At 33.8% G+C, this 20,733-nt stretch carries 20 protein-coding genes and 1 tRNA gene; 16 read left to right on the top strand and 5 right to left on the bottom strand.

The annotated features are described in order from the left end of the window. Positions 1-100: 100 nt before the first annotated feature. Both JM172_RS01565 and JM172_RS01560 read right to left on the bottom strand, forming a co-directional pair. Positions 101-451, bottom strand: a complete 351-nt coding sequence (locus JM172_RS01565; protein ID WP_214480277.1) for a LysM peptidoglycan-binding domain-containing protein — start codon at positions 449-451, stop codon at positions 101-103. Positions 452-675: 224 nt separating this feature from the next. After that, positions 676-1,449, bottom strand: a complete 774-nt coding sequence (locus JM172_RS01560; RefSeq protein ID WP_214480276.1) for a DUF1189 domain-containing protein — start codon at positions 1,447-1,449, stop codon at positions 676-678. A gap of 288 nt (positions 1,450-1,737) precedes the next feature. Between JM172_RS01560 and JM172_RS01555 the strand changes: the two genes are divergently transcribed. The 11 genes from JM172_RS01555 (at position 1,738) to phoU (ending at position 14,304) form a co-directional block, all read left to right on the top strand. Beyond that, positions 1,738-3,363 (top strand): Na/Pi cotransporter family protein, encoded by a 1,626-nt coding sequence (locus JM172_RS01555; RefSeq protein ID WP_214480275.1) that lies wholly within the window; start codon positions 1,738-1,740, stop codon positions 3,361-3,363. Positions 3,364-3,650: 287 nt separating this feature from the next. Continuing rightward, positions 3,651-4,133, top strand: a complete 483-nt coding sequence (locus tag JM172_RS01550; protein WP_214480274.1) for a DUF456 domain-containing protein — start codon at positions 3,651-3,653, stop codon at positions 4,131-4,133. 45 nt (positions 4,134-4,178) lie between these two features. Further along, positions 4,179-4,252 (top strand) — tRNA-Ile (locus tag JM172_RS01545). Positions 4,253-4,514: 262 nt separating this feature from the next. Next, a complete protein-coding gene (sodA, locus tag JM172_RS01540) occupies positions 4,515-5,123 on the top strand; it encodes a superoxide dismutase SodA (protein ID WP_214480273.1) in 609 nt (202 codons plus the stop codon). Between the two features lie 400 nt (positions 5,124-5,523). Beyond that, positions 5,524-6,816: an MFS transporter gene (locus tag JM172_RS01535; protein WP_214480272.1), complete on the top strand. Its 1,293-nt coding sequence runs from the start codon at positions 5,524-5,526 to the stop codon at positions 6,814-6,816. Between the two features lie 94 nt (positions 6,817-6,910). Continuing rightward, positions 6,911-9,082: a peptidoglycan D,D-transpeptidase FtsI family protein gene (locus JM172_RS01530; RefSeq protein ID WP_214480271.1), complete on the top strand. Its 2,172-nt coding sequence runs from the start codon at positions 6,911-6,913 to the stop codon at positions 9,080-9,082. A 493-nt stretch (positions 9,083-9,575) separates the two neighbouring features. Next, positions 9,576-10,532, top strand: a complete 957-nt coding sequence (locus JM172_RS01525) for a PstS family phosphate ABC transporter substrate-binding protein (RefSeq protein WP_214480270.1) — start codon at positions 9,576-9,578, stop codon at positions 10,530-10,532. Positions 10,533-10,649: 117 nt separating this feature from the next. Then, on the top strand, positions 10,650-11,558 hold the full coding sequence (gene pstC / locus JM172_RS01520) for a phosphate ABC transporter permease subunit PstC (protein ID WP_413785484.1): 909 nt from the start codon (positions 10,650-10,652) through the stop codon (positions 11,556-11,558). Between the two features lie 37 nt (positions 11,559-11,595). After that, complete coding sequence (gene pstA, locus JM172_RS01515; protein WP_410629452.1) at positions 11,596-12,438, top strand: phosphate ABC transporter permease PstA; 843 nt, start codon at positions 11,596-11,598, stop codon at positions 12,436-12,438. A 167-nt stretch (positions 12,439-12,605) separates the two neighbouring features. Further along, positions 12,606-13,433: a phosphate ABC transporter ATP-binding protein PstB gene (gene pstB / locus JM172_RS01510; protein WP_214480268.1), complete on the top strand. Its 828-nt coding sequence runs from the start codon at positions 12,606-12,608 to the stop codon at positions 13,431-13,433. Between the two features lie 211 nt (positions 13,434-13,644). Beyond that, positions 13,645-14,304, top strand: a complete 660-nt coding sequence (phoU, locus tag JM172_RS01505; RefSeq protein WP_214480267.1) for a phosphate signaling complex protein PhoU — start codon at positions 13,645-13,647, stop codon at positions 14,302-14,304. 102 nt (positions 14,305-14,406) lie between these two features. Here the strand turns inward: phoU and JM172_RS01500 are convergent, their stop codons facing one another. The 3 genes from JM172_RS01500 to rpmG all read right to left on the bottom strand — a co-directional run bounded on the left by JM172_RS01500 (position 14,407) and on the right by rpmG (position 15,840). Further along, a complete protein-coding gene (locus JM172_RS01500) occupies positions 14,407-14,913 on the bottom strand; it encodes an endolytic transglycosylase MltG (protein WP_214480266.1) in 507 nt (168 codons plus the stop codon). Next, positions 14,906-15,301 carry a hypothetical protein gene (locus tag JM172_RS01495; protein WP_214480265.1) on the bottom strand — a complete coding sequence of 132 codons (396 nt, stop codon included), beginning with the start codon at positions 15,299-15,301 and terminating at the stop codon, positions 14,906-14,908. Before JM172_RS01495 ends, JM172_RS01500 begins: the two co-directional genes overlap by 8 nt. Before the next feature lie 389 nt (positions 15,302-15,690). Continuing rightward, entirely contained in the window at positions 15,691-15,840 is a 150-nt protein-coding gene (gene rpmG, locus JM172_RS01490) for a 50S ribosomal protein L33 (protein WP_214480264.1), read from the bottom strand. 479 nt (positions 15,841-16,319) lie between these two features. Here rpmG and JM172_RS01485 point away from each other — a divergent pair, with 479 nt between their 5' ends. From JM172_RS01485 to JM172_RS01465, 5 genes are all read left to right on the top strand, one after another. Next, on the top strand, positions 16,320-16,889 hold the full coding sequence (locus JM172_RS01485) for a 5-formyltetrahydrofolate cyclo-ligase (protein ID WP_214480263.1): 570 nt from the start codon (positions 16,320-16,322) through the stop codon (positions 16,887-16,889). Beyond that, complete coding sequence (locus tag JM172_RS01480; RefSeq protein ID WP_214480262.1) at positions 16,882-17,667, top strand: DUF92 domain-containing protein; 786 nt, start codon at positions 16,882-16,884, stop codon at positions 17,665-17,667. The genes JM172_RS01485 and JM172_RS01480 overlap by 8 nt, the downstream gene beginning before the upstream one ends. A 298-nt stretch (positions 17,668-17,965) precedes the next feature. Further along, positions 17,966-18,916 carry an L-lactate dehydrogenase gene (locus JM172_RS01475; RefSeq protein WP_214480261.1) on the top strand — a complete coding sequence of 317 codons (951 nt, stop codon included), beginning with the start codon at positions 17,966-17,968 and terminating at the stop codon, positions 18,914-18,916. A gap of 389 nt (positions 18,917-19,305) precedes the next feature. Continuing rightward, complete coding sequence (locus JM172_RS01470) at positions 19,306-19,488, top strand: hypothetical protein (RefSeq protein ID WP_214480260.1); 183 nt, start codon at positions 19,306-19,308, stop codon at positions 19,486-19,488. Between the two features lie 431 nt (positions 19,489-19,919). After that, positions 19,920-20,642, top strand: coding sequence for an HAD family hydrolase (locus JM172_RS01465; protein WP_214480259.1), 723 nt, complete (start codon positions 19,920-19,922; stop codon positions 20,640-20,642). Positions 20,643-20,733 lie beyond the last annotated feature (91 nt).

Genomic DNA, 20,733 nt, shown 5'->3' with positions numbered 1-20,733 from the left:
TAAATAAATTTGATCTTATGTCCTATAATTACAGTATCTTTTTGCTCATAGAATATTGTAACAGTGAAAATACAAAATTGACAAGAATTTAACAGAATTCTTAAAAGTCATACAAAGGGAATTTATATGTTTGGCCTGCTTGCAATTGTTCTGGTTTTAAATTGTTATTTAAAGCTTCAAAATCATTTAAGAGCTGCTCCATTGAAACAGGAATGGGACCATTATATAACTCTTCGACAATAGATATCACTGTATCGCCTCTTTTAACCTTAACAAGCTGATGTTCCATTTGCTGTGTATTTAATGGTGATTCATCCCGATCAACGAATGGCGTGTTTTCTTCTGTATTATTTTGTGAATTAATTACAGGTAACGAGCCAATGCTTATATCATAATAAAAGATATAAATAACAAATAAAAATAAGATAATGCCTATCATCTTTTTCTTCATTATTTCCACCCCGTTTGCATCGCTTTTATACCTATGTATGCATGTCCAAGAAAAATATTCCTAAAAATTTGTAAAGAATGCATATTAGTAATAATTAATAACAGTCCGAGCTAGTCATAATGTTAAGTTTACAATAGTTCTACCTACGTTATTTATTTAGGAGGATTTGTTAAATGAGGTAAAATAAAAACAGAGTAAGCCCTATTAGGTCTACTCTGTTTTGTTTATTTCTTCGGATTAGGTATTTGTTGAATGGCTAATGACAAAATGATAACACTTATAATAACATTTACCACAAATTGTGCAGGAAGTACGATGTGAAAAGCATCCATTAAGGTGAAAAATAAAGTCGGTATTGTTACACTATATGCAGATAAAATCCACGAATGTCGATATGTAATCTTTTTTGTTAAGACACTATTTATGATCAACCCGATGAACGCGAGTAACGTAATGCCTAGAAATTTCATACCGCTAGAAAAAATATACATGATAAGAATGAAAACAGGGATGATAATTATTAATAATGAGTCTAATGTGTTTATGAAATTTAGCATATCATCACTAGAAAATGATATATCCCCAAAGCTTGAATAATAAAATGATTGCTCATTGTCATTAGATACATATACAGCTCTGTTTTTTAGCAACGCCAAGCCATCACCATCAATAATATTAACAGTGTCAATAATTGATATATTTTCACGACTATCGATGATTAACGAAAAATCATTTTTTGAAATGAGAATTGGTTCTTCGTCAAGGGTAGATAACTGACCATCCTCAATGTAAAAAGAAGGGAGGTCTGACTCAAAAACCTCATTCACAGTATTAACACCTTTAGAAATATCACTGGCAATAAAATATGCTGTAGGTATAATAGAGATGAATGTTAATAAAAACACATATAAAATTGTTTTTCCTATACCTTGAAAACGAAATTTAGCTATATCATTAGTTGAGTATAAGCTTTTAACTAATTGTCTGAAAATAGACATCTCAATAATCCCCTTTATTTTCTTTTTCTCTATCATAATTATTTTAGCGTGGTGAAAACTATAAAACAACGTCTAATATGAATGGTCATTTTATAAGTTGAAATATTGCTTTTTCCAGTTATTTGCGATAAGCACTAGCAGAAATTGTCCACCTTTCATTCGATTGTTAAGCTATTGTAAATTCTTTATTAAAAACCTTTACAATTCTAATGTATTTCGTTAATAATTGTATAGGGTTTTGTAAGCTTGTGTCGAAACTAGTCAGATAATTTTTCGGAGGTAGAAAAAGTGGAACTTGATGTTCAAAAGATGATTTTTGAATTTATTGGTGGTTTAGGTATCTTCTTATTTGGGATTAAGTACATGGGAGATGGACTGCAAAAATCCGCAGGTGACAAATTAAGAGATATTTTAGACCGCTTTACGACCAACCCATTTATGGGTGTCTTAGCTGGTATTATTGTAACAGTGTTAATTCAAAGTAGCTCAGGTACAACTGTTATTACAGTTGGTTTAGTCAGTGCTGGCTTTATGACTTTAAGGCAAGCAATTGGTGTAATCATGGGGGCAAATATTGGGACGACTGTTACTGCATTTATTATCGGTATCAAATTGTCAAATTACGCTCTACCGATTATAGCAGTAGGGGCTCTCTTACTCTTTTTCTTCAAAAATAAGAAAATTCACAATTTAGGTCAAGTAGTATTTGGCTTTGGTGCACTTTTTTATGGTTTGAAACTAATGAGTTCGGGGATGAAGCCACTACGTTCACTCGAATCGTTTGCTGAGTTAACAGTGAACATGAGTGAAATTCCAGTTCTTGGAGTAGCTATTGGAACAATATTTACTGTCATCGTGCAAAGTTCGAGTGCAACCATTGGGATATTACAGGAATTGTATGGTCAAGGTCTGTTGAGTTTAGATGCTGCATTGCCTGTTTTATTTGGTGATAATATTGGTACAACGATCACTGCGATATTAGCTTCAATTGGGGCATCAGTTGCAGCTAGGCGAGCTGCTCTGACACACGTATTATTTAATTTGGTTGGAGCAACCATATTTCTAGTTGGATTGAAGCTCTATACACAATTGGTTATTATGCTGCAAGAGGCATTTAATTTAAACCCAGAAATGACCATAGCATTCGCGCATGGAGCGTTTAATATAACGAATACGTTGATTCAATTACCGTTTATAGGTGTGTTGGCATATATTGTAACAAAACTTATACCTGGTAATGATTCGGTAGTGGAATATAAAGCTAAGCATTTGGATCCTAACTTTATTGAGCAATCACCATCTATTGCATTAGGTCAAGCGAAAGAAGAAGTTGTTAGAATGGGTGAGTTTGCTACTCTAGGTTTAGAAGAGTCACATAAATATTTAAATAGCAATTTGCAGAAACATGCTGATCTATCTATGCAACTAGAGAGTGCCATCAATAATTTAGACCGGAAAATTACTGATTATTTAGTATTACTCTCTTCAGCTTCATTGTCACAAAATGAATCAGAAGAGCACTCAGTGTTAATGGATACCGTACGAGATATTGAACGTATAGGTGATCATTTTGAGAATATTGTGGAGTTAGTTGATTATCAGCTATCAAATAAAGTGAAGATGACTGATTTAGCAAAAGCTGATTTAAAAGAAATGTTTGAATTAACAATTTCTACTGTGAAAGAATCAATTCAATCTCTTGAAGAAAACGATAAAGATTTAGCACGAGAAGTTGTGAAGAAAGAAGACAAGATTGATAAGATGGAACGAACATTACGTAAAAAGCATATTTTACGATTAAATGAAGGCAAATGCTCTGGACAAGCTGGAATTGTATTTGTGGACATCGTAAGTAATTTAGAACGTATAGGTGATCACGCTGTTAATATCGCTGAAGCGGTATTAGGAGAGTAAAAATAATCATATAATCACAAGAGAGGTATGTTGGAAATCGAAATTGGATTTTTAATATACCTCTTTGTTATACGCTATTTTTCAATTCATTGTTCCGTTCCAGATTTAAGCAAGTATACACCTAGTGCTCGTGGCATTTTGCTGCTTTAACATTTGCTCTTACAATACTCAATATACCGTCCATATTTAGTAAAAATAGCAACAACAGAGCCTTGTAAGTTAATTGACTTACATAAACAATCGGTGCTAGTATGAAATTGCTATTAACAAGTACAGGGGGCTTGGTGATGGAGTTATTGATTTGGATAATAGTGATTTGCTGTTTTATCATTTCTTTTGTTGGTTTAATATATCCTATTATTCCAAGTGTACTTTTTATCGTAGCAGGGTTCTTAATTTATGGGTTTCTAATTAGCTTTGAGCAATTTTCAACGTTATTTTGGTTGATTCAAGGAACTTTTGTTTTGTTATTATTTGGTGCTGATTATGCAGCAAATCTAATCGGTGTCAAAAAGCTAGGTGGGAGCCAAGCCGCTGTATGGGGTAGTACAGTTGGCTTACTAGTAGGACCTTTTGTAATACCAGTAGCTGGGATCATTCTCGGGCCATTTCTAGGTGCTGTTATAGCAGAGTTAGTTGTGCACAAGAAAAATGTAAAAGAGGCGACAAAAATTGGCTTAGGGTCATTATTTGGATTTTTAAGTGGTGTAGTGGCAAAAGGGTTCATCCAATTTATTATGATTATATATTTTTTATTTACTGCTTTGTAAAGAAAGTTTTACAATGTTAGTATGGTTATATGGAGCTTTTGACATGGACCCTTAGCTCAGTTGGTTAGAGCTGACGGCTCATAACCGTCCGGTCGCAGGTTCGAGTCCTGCAGGGTCCATCTAAGCAAGCCTTTCAGGAATATATTGAAGGCTTTTTTTAGTTTGATTGAATGAGAAGAGTTAAAAATACATATAGTAAATTAGGGTTTGTTACAAGCAAATTAATTGAAATATTGTGGAAAATTTGCTAATCTATAAGCAACGGACTTAAGAAACATTCATGTTTAGTAATTATGAAAATGAATGTTGCACAGTTCACATTTTGTGTTCAAAAGTCTATGATTGAACACAGTTCATTACATAATTTGAGGAGGAATTATTATGGCATTTGAATTACCAAAATTACCTTATGAATATGATGCATTAGCACCTCACATTGACAAAGAAACGATGACAATTCATCACACAAAACATCACAATGCATATGTAACAAATCTTAATGCTGCATTAGAAGGAAATGAAGAACTTCTAAGCAAAAGCATTGAAGATGTAATGAGTAACTTGGACGCTGTTCCTGAAGCTGCTCGTACTGCAGTACGTAACAATGGTGGTGGTCATGCGAACCATAGCTTATTCTGGACGATTTTATCTCCAAATGGTGGGGGCGCACCTACTGGTGAGCTTGCAGATGAGATAAACAATAAGTTCGGAAGCTTTGACAGCTTCAAAGAAGCGTTTGCAAAAGCTGGAGCTACTCGATTTGGTTCAGGCTGGGCATGGTTAGTTGTTAACAACGGTGAGCTAGAAGTGACGAGCACACCAAACCAAGATACTCCACTTATGGATGGAAAAACGCCAATTCTTGGATTAGATGTATGGGAGCATGCATATTACTTAAACTATCAAAACCGTCGCCCTGATTACATTTCAGCTTTTTGGAATGTTGTAAATTGGGATGAGGTAGCTAAGCTTTATTCAGCTGCGAAGTAAATAGTAAACAAAAAAACAACAGAGGGTATAACCCCTGTTGTTTTTTTGTTATAAACTTTTACTTAGGTTGTTTTTCGGCATAAATTATTGTCTTTCAATAAAAGTTAAACACGAATATAACTAACGTTTGGGGCATCTTTTCTTCTCATACACATTTAATAATCAATATATATAAGCAACAGTTTACGGATAAAGCCATTGCTAATGTTGTTTAATAAATCCAGTTTATGTTACGTTTATTTGTCAAAATATTAATAGTTGTGTTCGTGTTTATGATTAATACGGCAACAATTTTTTCCTGCTTCATACATGTCATACATTTAAAAAGCCTATTTCTATATACATAACTAAATCGCCTAATTGGAAAACTACTTTGTAGATAAAGAAGGGGAGTTTTTCAATGTCGGCTTTACGCAAGTTAATTGGTGATGTGGATGTTAATAAGGATTTACTATTATTATTAATAATTGGAGGGCTGTATGCATTAAGTATTGCTTTATCAAATACATTCGTAAATGTGTATTTATGGAAGCAGTCAGGTCAATTTAAAGATTTAGGGATTTACAACTTATCAATTGTTATTATGCAACCATTAACATTTATAATAGCGGGAAGATGGGCAAAGAAGATCGATCGCGTTCTCGTGCTAAGGCTAGGTGTAACATTTCTTGCAATATTTTTTATAGCCGTTCTTTTTTTTGGTGATCAAGCGTCTCGGTATTTAATCGTTCTTGGGGGACTGCTTGGAATTGGTTACGGGTTTTATTGGTTGGCTTATAATGTTCTTACCTTCGAAATAACTGAACCAGAAACACGTGATTTCTTTAATGGCTTTTTAGGAATTGTTACTTCATTTGGAGGGATGATCGGTCCCATAGCTGCAGGTTTTATTATATCTAGGATGGAAAAATTCACAGGATACACTGTTATTTTTTCAATATCTCTTGCATTATTTATCGGAGCTGTAATATTTAGCTTGTTTTTACAACCAAGAGCAGCAGAAGGTGACTTTGTATTAAAGAGGATCATCCAAGAACGAAGGCATAACAAGAATTGGGCAAATATTACAAATGCGCACTTTTTTCAAGGTGTACGAGAAGGAACCTTTGTCTTTGTTGTTTCTGTCTTAGTATTTATTACAACGAATAGTGAATTAGCTTTAGGGACATTTGGATTAGTAAATTCAGCAATTTCATTTGTTGCATATTATTTAGCAACGCGATTAATAAAACAAAAATATCGAAAAAAGGCAATCTTAATAGGTGGCTTGTTGCTATATATGTCCATTTTTTTAATATTATTTCATGTCACTTATACAAAGCTCATCATGTATGCTATCGCCATCGCAATTGCTTATCCGATGCTTTTAGTTCCATACATTTCATTAACTTATGATGTTATTGGCAAGGGGTGGAATGCAGCACAAATGAGAATTGAATATATAGTTGTACGTGAGTTGTTTTTAAATGGTGGAAGGATTGTCTCCATTTTATTATTTTTAATTGCAGTATCTTTTTTTGATGAACAAGTAAGTATTCCTATCTTGTTAGCCATCATAGGTACTGGCCATGCGTTCATTTATCTTTTTATAAGAAATATCGAGTTTGTAGATGAGAAAAATGTAGAATCAAATAAACAAGCTGACGAATGTACTCAACAAGTTGGAAATCGAGAAGGTGGTTCATCTGTATAGTTGAATTGCCTTTTTCATATTTTAACAATGGAAAATTCAGCTGCTATTATATAAAATAAATATTAATGAAATAATTAATGTAGTAGGTGAATGAATGAAAAAGAAACAGAAAAAAAATAAAAAGAAAAGGAATCATCTCCCATTTCGGTTGAATGTGTTATTTTTTATCGTTTTTTTACTATTTTCTACCCTGATTTTAAAGCTTGGTCTTACTCAGATCGTTTACGGGGAAGATTACAAACGTGAAATTGAAAAAAAAGAAGAGGTGACTGTTAGCGCATCCGTTCCAAGAGGAAAAATATATGATAGGAACGGTAATGTCATTGTGGATAATATACCGTTAAACGCGATTACATATACAGGTTTTCAAGGTACAACAGCGGATGAGCGTCTCGAGGTTGCGAGAGATCTTGCAATATTTATTGATAAGGATACTGAAAGTGTAACTGAACGTGATAAAAAAGACTTTTGGCTGTTAACACACCCTGAAGAAGCTTTAGAAAAAATAACAAAAGAAGAATTAAACAAAGAAGATGACGGTGAACTTGAAGCAAAAGATATATATAAGCTTCAGCTTGATAGAATCACTGAAGAGGAACTTGCCACAATAACTGGACAAGAGTTAGAAGTCTTAGCAATATATAGAGAATTTAGTGGATATGCACTCACACCACAAATCGTCAAAAGTAGAAGTGAAAATGAAAATGATGAAGTTACTGAAGAAGAGTATGCAGTTGTAAGTGAACATTTAGCTCAATTGCCTGGTGTGGATACGACCACAGATTGGTTACGTGAATACCCATACGGTGATACCTTCCGAACAGTATTGGGAAATATTACATCTTCAAAGGAAGGATTACCTTCTGAAGTAGAAGACTATTATGTCGCCAAAGAATATAGTCGTAATGACCGTGTAGGTAAAAGCTATATTGAGAAGCAATACGAAGAAGTGTTACATGGACAAAAAGAGAAGGTAAAAAATATTACAGACAAGGCAGGCAATCCACTTGATCAGGAAGTAATTACTGAAGGTGAAAACGGTAAAGATCTTGTTCTTTCTATTGATATGGATTTGCAAATTGCTGTTGAAAAAATTATTGAAGAAGAATTATTAAATGCAAAAAGCAAACCAGGATCTGCATTTTTAGACCGTGCTTTTGTTGTTATGATGAATCCATCAACTGGAGAAGTGCTTTCGTTAGCAGGAAAGCAATATACGACAAATGAACAAGGTGAAGTAGAGCTTTGGGATTATGCTATCGGGACGTTTCAAGAAGCTTTTGAAATGGGATCAACAGTGAAAGGCGCAACTTTGTTAACTGGGTATGAAACAGGTGTTGTTAATCCTGGTGAGAGCAAATTAGACGAGGTATTATATATTAAAGGTTCTCCCCAAAAAAAATCATGGGAGGTAATGGGCCGGATTAATGATCTTTATGCTCTTAAAAGGTCATCAAACGTATATATGTTTAAAATTGCAATTTCATTATTAGGTGGAGAATATCAAAGAAACCAACCTATACCTTCAAATCCAGAAGCGTTTGATTTATTTCGCTACTATTTTAACCAATTCGGATTAGGAATAAAAACAGGAATTGATTTGCCAGGAGAAGGAACTGGCTATGTGGGACAAGACACAACTTCAGGTTTGCTGCTAGACATGGCCATTGGACAATATGATACATATACGCCTCTACAGCTAACACAATATGTGTCAACGATAGCCAATGGTGGTTATAGAATTAAGCCTCAAGTTGTGAAGGATATTCATGAGCCATCTCCCGACCAAGAAGGGTTGGGACCTGTATTAAAAGAATTTGAACCTTTGGTGTTAAATAAGATTGACATGAAGACAGAATATATTGAACAAGTGCAAGAAGGGTTTCGTCAAGTTATGCAGGAAACTGGAGGAACAGCCTTCGGTCATTTCGGAGCGAGTACTTACAAACCTGCTGGAAAAACAGGAACAGCTGAGGTATATCCAGACGGAGAAACACTTGCTTATAACTTAACATTAATTGGATATGCTCCATACGATAATCCTGAGGTCTCATTTGCTGTTGTTGTTCCAAACGCTGATACAACAGGTAAAAGTCAAATAAACAAAGATATTGGTAAAAGGATCTTGGACACATATTTTGATCTCAAACAACAAAGGGCAAGTGGTACAACACAGCAATCTACGGAAGAAGCTACTAATACAGAGTCGGAAGTAATTGATACAACAACTGAAGCTGAAAATGAAATTGAAAATGAAAATGAATAAAGGTTTACATTTTATAAAAAAAGCACTTCAACCTTGAGTGCTTTTTTTGTGGTTTCACAATGAGTATTGTTTTCATAATAAGAAATAAATAGGTATCTATCATCATTTATGACTGCTTTTCTTCTATATATAGTTAAATTAATACCACATCGTTTACAAAAAAGGTTAGTTGCTATGTTAATACAAATTAAACTGATCCTTAAAATCCTACCTAGTCACTCGACTTGCTGCTCTCCGAAGGATAAACACCTATATTCATACAGCTATTCTTCTATAAAACTACGACAATCCGAGAAAAATACATCTAGCTTGTCTAACTTACTATCATTAGCAATAATTTTTACGAAAAGAAACTTATTATTCAACAAAGCTCAGCATAATATTCGATCTTTACAATAGTTTAACAAATGGTTAAAACCACATTAATAGTCAAGCGTTATTCTAATAACGGTAAGAAAAAACAAACGAATTTTTCCTAGGGGGAATAATGAAGATGAAGAACTTTAAAGTTTTAGCATTATCAACAATGTTAGGAGCAACGATGGCTTTTTCAGCAGCTTGTGGCTCCGATGAAGCATCAGATGGTAACACTCAATCTGAAGCTGGGGATAAACTTCAAGGATCGGTCATCATAGACGGCTCTTCTACTGTATTTCCTATTATGGAAGCAGTAGCATACGAATATTATAGTGTGCAACCAGAAGTAGAGGTTCCAGTTGGGTTATCTGGTTCAGGAGGAGGCTTTAAAAAATTCGTCGTAGGGGAAACGGATTTAAGCAATGCTTCACGTCCGATTAAGCAAGAAGAAGCGGATATAGCTAAAGAAAATAATATTGAATATATTGAATTAGAGCTTGCATTTGATGGCTTAACAATTGTAGTAAACAAAACTAATGACTTTGCAAAAGATTTAACTGTTGAAGATTTACGAAAGATTTGGTTAGAAAACGATTCTCTTGAAACAAAAAAATGGTCTGACATAAATCCTGATTGGCCAGCAGAAGAAATAGAATTTTATGCTCCAGGCACAGATTCAGGAACATATGATTACTTTGATGAAGTCATTTTAGAGGAAAAACAAATTGAAGAAGATAACATTACGTTATCAGAAGATGATAACACGCTTGTCACAGGTGTTTCTGGTGATGATTATGCTATTGGGTTCTTCGGATATGCTTATTACCTAGAAAATCAAGATAAATTAACTGCTGTAAAAATTAACGGGGTTGAACCTAATGGGGACACAATTGAAACAGGTGAATATACACCTTTATCACGTCCATTATTCACATATGTAAATGTTGAATCTTTAGGTGAAGCACAAGTATATGATTTTGTTCATTACACATTAGAAAATGCAGCTACAGCAGCTGAAGAAGTTGGTTACGTACGTTTACCTCAAGAACAATATGATGAGCAATTGGCAAAAATTGAAGAACACAAAAAATAAAGAAAGAACATGTAGTGAGAAGCGGTGGGTGATGCTTCTCACTCTGTTATGGGTGGAAAGGGGTTTTCATTAGTGGCTATCGAAAGACCAAATATAGATAGATATTCAGTCAAAGAGATGATTCAAGAAAACAAACAGAAAAAGGGCATTTCAAACATGGCTGAAAAGTTAGTACCAAAAATATTATTTATTACTGCACTTATCTCTGTATTAACTACGGTAGGGATTATCTTTACCCTTATATTTGAGACGATAACTTTCTTTAATAGAGTATCAATTGTAGATTTTTTTACGTCAACAGCTTGGAAACCATTCTCATCTAGTAATCCATCATATGGTATAGGTGCATTGATTTCAGGTACATTGCTAATTACAGTCATTGCAATGATTGTGGCAATACCGATCGGTGTTGCTTCAGCTATATTTTTGAGTGAATATGCTTCAGAAAAGACTAGAAAGACTATAAAACCGATTCTTGAAGTGCTAGCTGGGATCCCGACAATTGTTTATGGTTTTTTTGCATTAACGTTTGTAACACCTATACTTCAAAAGATTATTCCTGGTTTATCAATTTTTAACGCCTTGAGTCCAGGTATCGTTGTTGGAATAATGATTATTCCAATGGTTGCCTCATTATCTGAAGATGCGATGAGCTCGGTTCCTAATAAAATTCGTGAGGGAGCATTAGCTTTAGGTGCAACGAAGTTTGAAGTGGCAATCAAAGTTGTTCTTCCTGCAGCTTTATCTGGTATCATTGCCTCATTTGTCTTAGCTATTTCTAGGGCGATTGGTGAAACGATGATTGTAACTGTTGCAGGTGGTGCAACACCTACATTTTCATTAGACGTTACGCAATCGATACAAACGATGACTGCTTACATCGTACAAGTGAGTTTAGGTGATGCGGGCTATGGAACAACGATTTATTACAGTGTTTATGCAGTAGGGATGACCCTATTCGTATTTACTTTAATAATGAATTTGATTGCTCGTTATATTTCACGCCGCTTCAGGGAGGAATATTAACATGAAGTTAATTGATAAAGATCGTGTTCAACGCTTAATGTCAAGAAGACTATTGAAAAATAATTTGTATAAAATTCTTTTTTATGCTGCAACAATGTTTGGATTAGTTGTGTTAGCAATGTTATTGTATCGGGTATTGACTCAAGGATTAAGCTGGTTAGATTTAGACTTTTTACAAAATAATGCTGCTCCAAGAGCAGAACGGGCAGGAATTAAAGCAGCGTTAATTGGCTCGATTTGGCTAATGGCTGTCGTTGCTCCTGTTTCAATGATTATTGGTATAGGAACCGCAATTTATCTAGAGGAATACGCGAAGAAAAATCGTTTTAATGATTTTATTCAAACAAATATTTCAAATTTAGCGGGAGTACCATCAATCGTTTTTGGTTTATTAGGATTAACAGTATTTGTTAGAGCTTTACATTTAGGCACAAGTGTATTGGCTGCGGGGTTGACGATGAGCTTATTAATATTGCCAGTTATCGTTGTTGCATCACAAGAAGCGATAAAAGCTGTGCCGAATGAATTAAGAGAAGCATCTTATGGTATGGGGGCAACGAAATGGCAAACAATTCGTAGAGTAGTTTTACCTGCTGCCATCCCAGGTATGTTAACAGGTAGTATTTTAGCGCTTTCTCGTGCAATTGGAGAAACTGCTCCATTAGTAGTTGTTGGAATTCCAACCTTTGTTATGTTCTTACCAGATAATTTATTAGACTCATTTACTGCCATGCCATTACAAATATACAACTGGACTGGAAGGCCACAAGAAGATTTTCAACATGTAGCTGCAGCCGGAATTATTGTGTTGTTGGTTGTCTTAATTGTTATGAATTCAATAGCTGTATTTATTAGAAATAGATTTGAAAAACGTTATTAAAAAGGGCAATTTTTTGAAAAATTATGGTGTCCTCTTAACTAAATTACAACAGTAAAAACGAGGATTTATCCACGTAGGTATAATTTTAAACGTTATTAGTTCTAGCTATGAAAAGTGAAAGCAACCTAAAAAATAGAGAACAATAAAATGATGATGGAGGGTTTTCAATGAACATTACAACGGTAAAACAACAAGATAGTAAAAGTGTAATAGATGCGGGTTCGAAGGCATCTGCTAACAAGGAAATTGTCTACCAAACGTCGAATCTTAATTTATGGTATGGAGAAGATCATGCATTAAAAAATATTGACCTAGATATAGCAGAAAATGAAGTAACAGCAATCATTGGGCCATCTGGGTGTGGAAAGTCGACATTTATTAAAACACTGAACAGAATGGTTGAGCTTATTCCTATTGTGAAGACATCAGGACAAATTTCATACAGAGGTAAGAATATTTTTGACAAGTCTTATCGGGTCGAGGAGCTTCGTACACAAGTAGGGATGGTTTTCCAAAAACCAAATCCATTTCCAAAATCAATTTACGAAAATATCGTATATGGTCCAAAGATACATGGGATTAAAAATAAAAAGGTGCTGGATGAAATTGTAGAGAAAAGTCTAAGAGGAGCGGCAATTTGGGATGAGGTAAAAGACCGCCTTCATGAAAATGCATATGGTTTATCAGGCGGGCAGCAGCAACGTCTTTGTATTGCAAGGTGCTTAGCAATTGAACCAGATGTAATTTTAATGGACGAACCGACTTCAGCATTAGATCCAATCTCTACTTTAAAAGTAGAAGAGCTTATACAGGAGTTAAAGCAACAGTACAGTATTATCATTGTTACACATAATATGCAGCAGGCAGCTCGTATTTCAGAGAAAACCGCATTTTTCTTAAGCGGTGAGGTAATTGAGTTTTCAAATACTGATAAACTATTTTCAACTCCTAATGATAAACGAACTGAAGATTATATAACTGGTCGCTTCGGGTAAAGAGCGTTGGAAAAATAGGTCAAAAAATGACAGAGAAGAACCACTGGTGGAGAATTTACTTTTTTGAAGGTATTAGTATACGCTGAAATCGTATTTCATGATGAAGGAAGCCGATTGCAACTTTGAATTAGTCAGTTTTGTATAAATAAAGATTTTCCCAAGACTTTTAACCGTAATATAAGGTAATCCATATATGATTGGAGAGAAAAGCATGGTTGTAAGAGGAGCATTTGAACTTGATTTACAAGTACTAAAGGATAAATTAGTAGAGCTAGGTCAACTTACAGATCAAGCATTAAACGAGTCAATAGAAGCACTCACTACTCAAAATATTGATCAGGCATTAACGGTCATTGATGACGATACACCAATAGATCTATTAGACGAAGAAATAAATGATTTTGCTATTTTATTAATTACAAAGCAACAACCTGTAGCTATTGATTTACGAAGAATTATAGTAGCAATAAAAGTATCTACAGATGTAGAACGAATTGCTGATTTTGCAGTTAATATAGCAAAAGCTACGATTAGAATTGGTGAAAAGAGGCACATAAAATCCTTGGATAAGATCGTAAAGATGCAGGAGCATGCTATACAAATGTTAAATCTTGCAATACAAGCTTATGAAACAGAAGATGTACTATTAGCGAAAAAAGTTGTAGAGATGGATGACTTTGTTGATCAGTTATATGGTGAGAATATTAGAGAGCTTCTCGAGTTAACGAAGACTAACAGTGAACAAATGTCACAAATAACTCAGCTATCGTTTGTTTGTCGTTATATCGAACGCATAGCAGATCATGCTACGAATATTGCGGAAAATATCTTTTATATTGTTAAAGGAAAACGTTACGAGTTAAATGATTAAAGCAAGAATAAGAAAAGATTTGATGAACTTTTCGAAAAACGACTGAAAAAATAAACCAACCTGATATATGATTCAGGTTGGTTTATTAACGTTAAGTTCATATTATTCAGGAATCGTCTTTTCTGTTAGTAAACTTACAATATTTTCAATTGTCATATTACTGCTAACCTCAAACTTTCCAACCTGAATTTGGCGGGTAAGCTTTTGATCCATAAAGTATTGTTGTAGTTCCTTACCGTTTGATATAATTTTAGCTTCCTCTAGTATTGAAGAAATTTCTGAGCTTGTCATACCAGTGTTAACTTGTAAATGATATATACGGATAGGTTCTGATTGAGGTTCATGTTGATTTGTTGAATTATTATCTTCACTAATAACATTTTCGCTAGATTCATATTCTTGTATGATCAAGCTTTGTTCTTTTACTTGATCCTTTAATAACTTTATTTCAGCTTTAAGCTCTTCAGATTCTGGGACAACATGATCAGCTGTTCTTGTCGTTTCAAGGATGGTTTGTTCTGAGCCTGATGTTATAAAGTAAATGGAGCCTAACACAGTAGTAGCTGTAATTAAACCAGATGAAAATGCTCGTAAACTATGTTTATTCAACATGATTTCCTCTCATTCTACTAAGGTGATTAACAATGATTCCAACCTCTTCTATTGTTAATGAAGTCTCTTTAGCTATTTCGTCAACAGTTTGTCCAAGGTTCAATAATGATTGAATTTGTTCATGTTTAGCGTCATGCGTTGCTTTTGTTCGTAGCGTATTGTTTTCTTGTTGTTGAAAAGTGTTATTGGGTAACACACTTTCGTTGACAAGAAGCTCTTCTTCCAAGATCTTTAGTTTCTTTTTCACTTGATAATTGTCTTGCATAACTGATAAGGATAATTGTTCTATTTGTTTTTCTAAGTCACCTACTTTATCTTTACTAACAAATGAAACAATAAGTAAAATAATTGCAATAGAGAATAAAATAACAATTGCATAATCCATCAAATCACCCCAAAATATTCTATTTCTATATACTGTTATATCATAATTTTGTAATAGTTAGATGTAAAATGTAAAAAAAGATAAGACTCTTTTTGATAAGTTTGTTGATATTCGTATTCATGATAGTAAGATGAGTTTTTATCTGGACACCTGATTTTCACAAGTAGAAAAGATGCTAAGAAGCTTAAATACATATGTGTTTATATGATAGTATGAAAAGCATTAACCTTTTCAAAAGCAGTCAAAAAAAAGAATTATACATCATAAAGTAATATGAAACATTTTGCAGGTAGAAGAAAGTTAACAGGAGGCTTACTATATTTCCTGATGAGGTGAATCAAATTAAGTAGGTAAGAATAAAAAAAGCAGTAGGAATGTATTCCTACTACTTACTTAGTTTCACGATGAAGAGTTGATTTTTTATCTCTTGAGCAATATTTTTTAAGCTCAAGGCGATCTGGGTTGTTTCGTTTATTTTTTTTAGAAATATAGTTACGCTCTCCACATTCTGTGCAAGCTAATGTAATATTTACACGCATGTTCATATCCCTCCAAACATTAAGCTTTAAATCAGACTATACAATAATACCATTATTCTATATGAAATTCTAGTGTCTTTTTATGATTTTCCTAATAACACTTTTATCTACTTTATGGAAATTACGAATGATGTATAGCGCTTAAATTAATTTCATAATCGCAAACTAATACTTTTTTTGCACTTTTCGTAAGCTTTGTTGCTATGTTATAAAATTAGAAGCGCAAGAAGAATTTTATATGTTTGTCATCGCCTTAGAATAGGCCACGCATTCTTAGTCTAGTAGTGGACGTGTTTATTTCTATCTGAAAACAACCTTTTGCAAAATCATTTAGAAGTATTTGATTTTTTGCTACACTTAAAGAATAGGCCCCATCCGTTTTATTCTTTATCAATACAGCAATTGCAATGTAATTACATTCATTTGTCGTTTATGATGGAAATGCAAGTACTAAGAAATTTATACTGAAGGTGATTATAATGGAAGAAAAGCATCATCTGCGTAATATAGTGAAAAAGTCTTTACATAAAATAGATGACTACACCTACCATGATTGGTCTCATTTAATCGCTCAACGCCTGTTTTCACATCGTCTGTGGAAAAATACAAATACAATTGGAATTACTATATCTAAAAGGCCGGAAGTTGATACAATTCCAATTATAGAAAAAGCATGGAAGCATAATAAAAAAGTAGTAGTACCAAAATGTCATCCGACAAAGAAGAAGATGACATTTAGGGAAATTAGCTCTTTTGATCAACTGGAAATGGTTTATTATGGCTTACAGGAACCTATAGAGGAACAAACAAAAGAGACAGCATCTCATGATATAGATTTATTAATTGTACCAGGGTTGTGTTTTACAAAAACTGGAGATCGTTTGGGATTTGGTGGGGGATATTATGATCGATATTTAGTCAATTATATAGGTAATACAGTTTCGTTAGCCTTCGCTATTCAAATAGTGCAGGCTTTACCAACTGAATCATTTGACAAGCGTGTACAAAGAATTCTAACGAATGAAGAGGAAATTATTTGTAATGAATGATAATTATTTATTTTATTTTGCAATCATATTTGTAGCGGCTCTTAGCGGTAAAAGACTTAAATCGCTATCTTTATCTGGTGCAATTGCAACAATCATCATTGGGGTAATTGTTATTTTGGGGTTTGGGTGGAAAGGACTATTTATACTAGGTAGTTTTTTTGTAAGTTCAAGTCTGTGGAGTAAGTTCAAGCTGGAAAAAAAAGCATTCGTAGTAGAAAAAGTGGCAAAAGGTGATGAGCGTGATTGGGTACAGGTTTTGGCGAATGGGGGTGTGCCCGCCTTTGCTAGTTTGTTATATTATTTTGACCCAGTAAATATTTGGCTATACCTTTTCCTAATATCTATTGCAGCGGCAAACGCAGATACGTGGGCTTCAGAGTTAGGTACTTTGAGTAAGAAGAAGCCTTTCTTAATTACCACGATGAGGAGAGTGGACCCAGGAACGTCTGGAGCGATGACAATATTAGGTACTGTTAGTTCGTTAGGTGGTGCTTATTTTATTGCAATACTTGCATCCTTGATTTGGAATGAATTGACGATATTATTGATACTATTCATTGGTTTATTTGGATTTATTGGGAGCTTAATTGATACACTACTCGGGGCAACTGTCCAAGTTGTATATCAATGCCCAAAGTGCTCGTTAGTTACTGAAAAAACAGAACATTGTGGTATAACTTGCGATCATTTGAAAGGCTTCCACTTTTTAAATAATGACATGATTAATTTATTAGCTATCACAATTTCGGCTTTATTGGGTGGGCTCATTTTACTCTAGGTTATAATGAATATTTTCATTCTCTGATCAGTGAATAAAATTGTAACAATATCGCAATATATATAACGCTTACATAGTATTTCAAACGTTAGAAATTAGTGTATATTTATTAATGTAGGAACAAAGAAAACAACATAATCAATATCATTATAGTTTAAAATCTGCGGATATATTTATATTTCGTTCGTGTAGGAAACAACTTTGTTTTGAGAAATTTTGTTGATTGAGAACTGTTGAAGTTATTTGCAGAATGCTTTCAAAGAAATTTTTTGATATATAAGAAAGGTGGTATATATTTATGGCTAATAATGTTAATCGTGTTGTACTAGTAGGAACTGGGGCAGTAGGTTCTAGCTATGCGTTTGCTCTTCTTAATCAGGGGGTAACGGAAGAATTAGTGTTAATTGATTTAAATAAAGAAAAATCAGAAGGGGATGCAATGGATTTAAACCATGGGGTTGCTTTTGCGCCATCTCCTACGAAAATATGGTTTGGTGACTATAGTGATTGTCAAAAGGCTGACATCGTTGTTTTATGTGCTGGTGCAAATCAAAGACCAGGTGAAACTCGATTGGATCTTGTAGGAAAGAACGTTAAAATTTATAAAACAATTATTGATCAAGTAATGGCTAGTGGTTTTGATGGAATTTTCATCGTCGCTGCAAACCCAGTTGATATATTAACGTATGCAACATGGAAACTTTCTGGTTTACCAAAAGAACGTATTATTGGTTCAGGGACTATTTTAGATACAGCACGTTTTAGATATTTAATTGGTGATTATTTTAATGTAGATGCAAGAAATGTTCATGGTTATATAATCGGTGAGCATGGAGATACAGAGTTACCAGTGTGGAGCCATGCAGATATCGGTGGAAGATCGATTGTAGATATAGTAAATGATGAAAATGAATTTAGTAAGGAAGATTTGGATGAAATATTCGTTAATGTCCGGGATGCCGCATACCAAATTATTGAACGCAAAGGTGCGACCTATTATGGTATAGCAATGGGCTTAGTTCGACTTACTAAAGCGATATTACAAAATGAAAATTCTGTTTTAACTGTATCTACTTACTTAAATGGGGAATACGGTGAGCAGGATGTTTATATTGGAGTTCCGGCAATCGTTAATCGACAAGGGATACGTGAAATCGTAGAATTAAAACTTGATAAAACTGAACAAGAACAGTTTTCACATTCAGTCAAAGTCTTGAAGGACACTATGGGACCAGTGCTAGGAAATTAAATATGTACAATAAAAAGGGGGAGACCCCTTTTTTTATTTTCAGTTTTGTGAAGATTAGCTATTATTGAGCAGATAGTCGGTCCTAGATAATTGTTGTAATAAGACTCTTTCCGTAAACCTTGTTGCTCATGTTCCTGCCCTAGAGGATTAAGATGTCCACTTTAAACAACAGTCATCGTTTTATAGTAGAAAGGCTGCCAAGAAATTTAGTATTTTAAAGTGTGTAAACCTTATTAGTAAGGAAGAAATAAGGTATGTGAAAACTGCCCTTTATAAAGGCTTGTTCTGTAATTAAATGTGCATGATTAAATTAAGCATATAATCTTTTGGATATCCTATGGATAAAATGACTTAAAAAGATAAAAGGTATATCTAAGGAGGTTGCACATATGGAACTAAGGTTTTTTCGATTTATTATACTCATCGTACTTGGGTTTTGTATGTATCGCTACCGTTATAGGGTAGCAGATGCTTTGTTACAGATTCCTTTTGTTAGCAAAATGTTTGTCAGATTAACAATGAAGATTCCTTTTATAAGAGAACAATTTATTAACACAGCCTTTCGAGTCTAGTCAGACTCGAAAGGCTTATATTTGTTAATATATGTACTACTAGATATAATGGTAAAAAGACAGAGCTTTCTATTTGATGTAGCTAATAACTAAAAGGGGTTTTTGGGGTATTAAGACCTTTAGAAAAGTAAGCTACCATTAATTCAACAACAGCCTTTACTTAATTAGAACAGCTAGATGAATATTTAATATTATTCGTCTTAGTAAGAAAGGTTCTTTTCGTAAACCTTGTTGCTATCGTTCTTAAAATACGTTCAACACAACAGCAAATCTAGTTGTACACGTGTTTATTTTTTTATATGTAAAACAACAAACTATACGAAAACACGTTTTAAAAAATAACACCCGCCCTGTGTATTTGGAATTTCTTATTGTATACGAAAAGCGACACTCAAAGAGGGAACATCCTAAGACAAAAAAAGAGGGTACATATGTATTGGAATTTAATTGGATTTGATTTGGATAATACAATTGTTCATTATGAAAGAACGTTTCAAAGAGCAATGATACATTGTTATGAAGTATATATGTACACAAACCATCTTCACAACAAAATTGAAGCAGATATATGGTTTCCTGTTTTCAAAAAATATTGTGACATGTATTGGCCTCTATACGAAAATAATTGCATGTCTAGAAATGAATACAGGCGTAAGCGCTTCGTTCATTCAGCTAATGAGCTTGGACTACTTGTAACAAAAAACATGGCAGACGAATTTCAAGAAGAATTTGACCGGGTAGTTAGTAAATATACAGTACCAATAGATGGGATTACGAGAATTTTATCAAATTTAGTGCAAAAGCAACTTCGACTCGTTGTCATCACAAACGGTAAAATGGATATACAATATAGAAAGATTATACAAATGGGTTTGCAAACAATATTTCCAAAGGAATTTGTGATTGTTTCAGAAGATGTAGGTGTTGAAAAACCACAACAGCAAATTTTTGATCACGCGAAAAACGTTGTGAATATGGAAGTGAAAAAAGCACTATACATAGGTGATTCATGGGAACTGGACGTGTTAGGTGCTAAACAAGCAGGATGGGATGCAATTTATTTTAATACAAGAAATCAACAGCCTTCTACAGCTGATTGCATATACGGAACTTGTAGCCAAATTGATGAACTTTCCGAATTGCTTCATATATAGAAACTACTATAGAAGGACTTTTAAGTAAACTTTGTTTGCTATCATTCCTTGGATGTCGTTTTAGAGAAGATAAGATAGCACCATAACAAGT

The organism is Bacillus sp. SM2101 (genome assembly GCF_018588585.1).
Classification (GTDB): Bacteria; Bacillota; Bacilli; order Bacillales; family SM2101; genus Nanhaiella; species Nanhaiella sioensis.
This window is presented reverse-complemented; position numbering and strand designations above follow the sequence as displayed.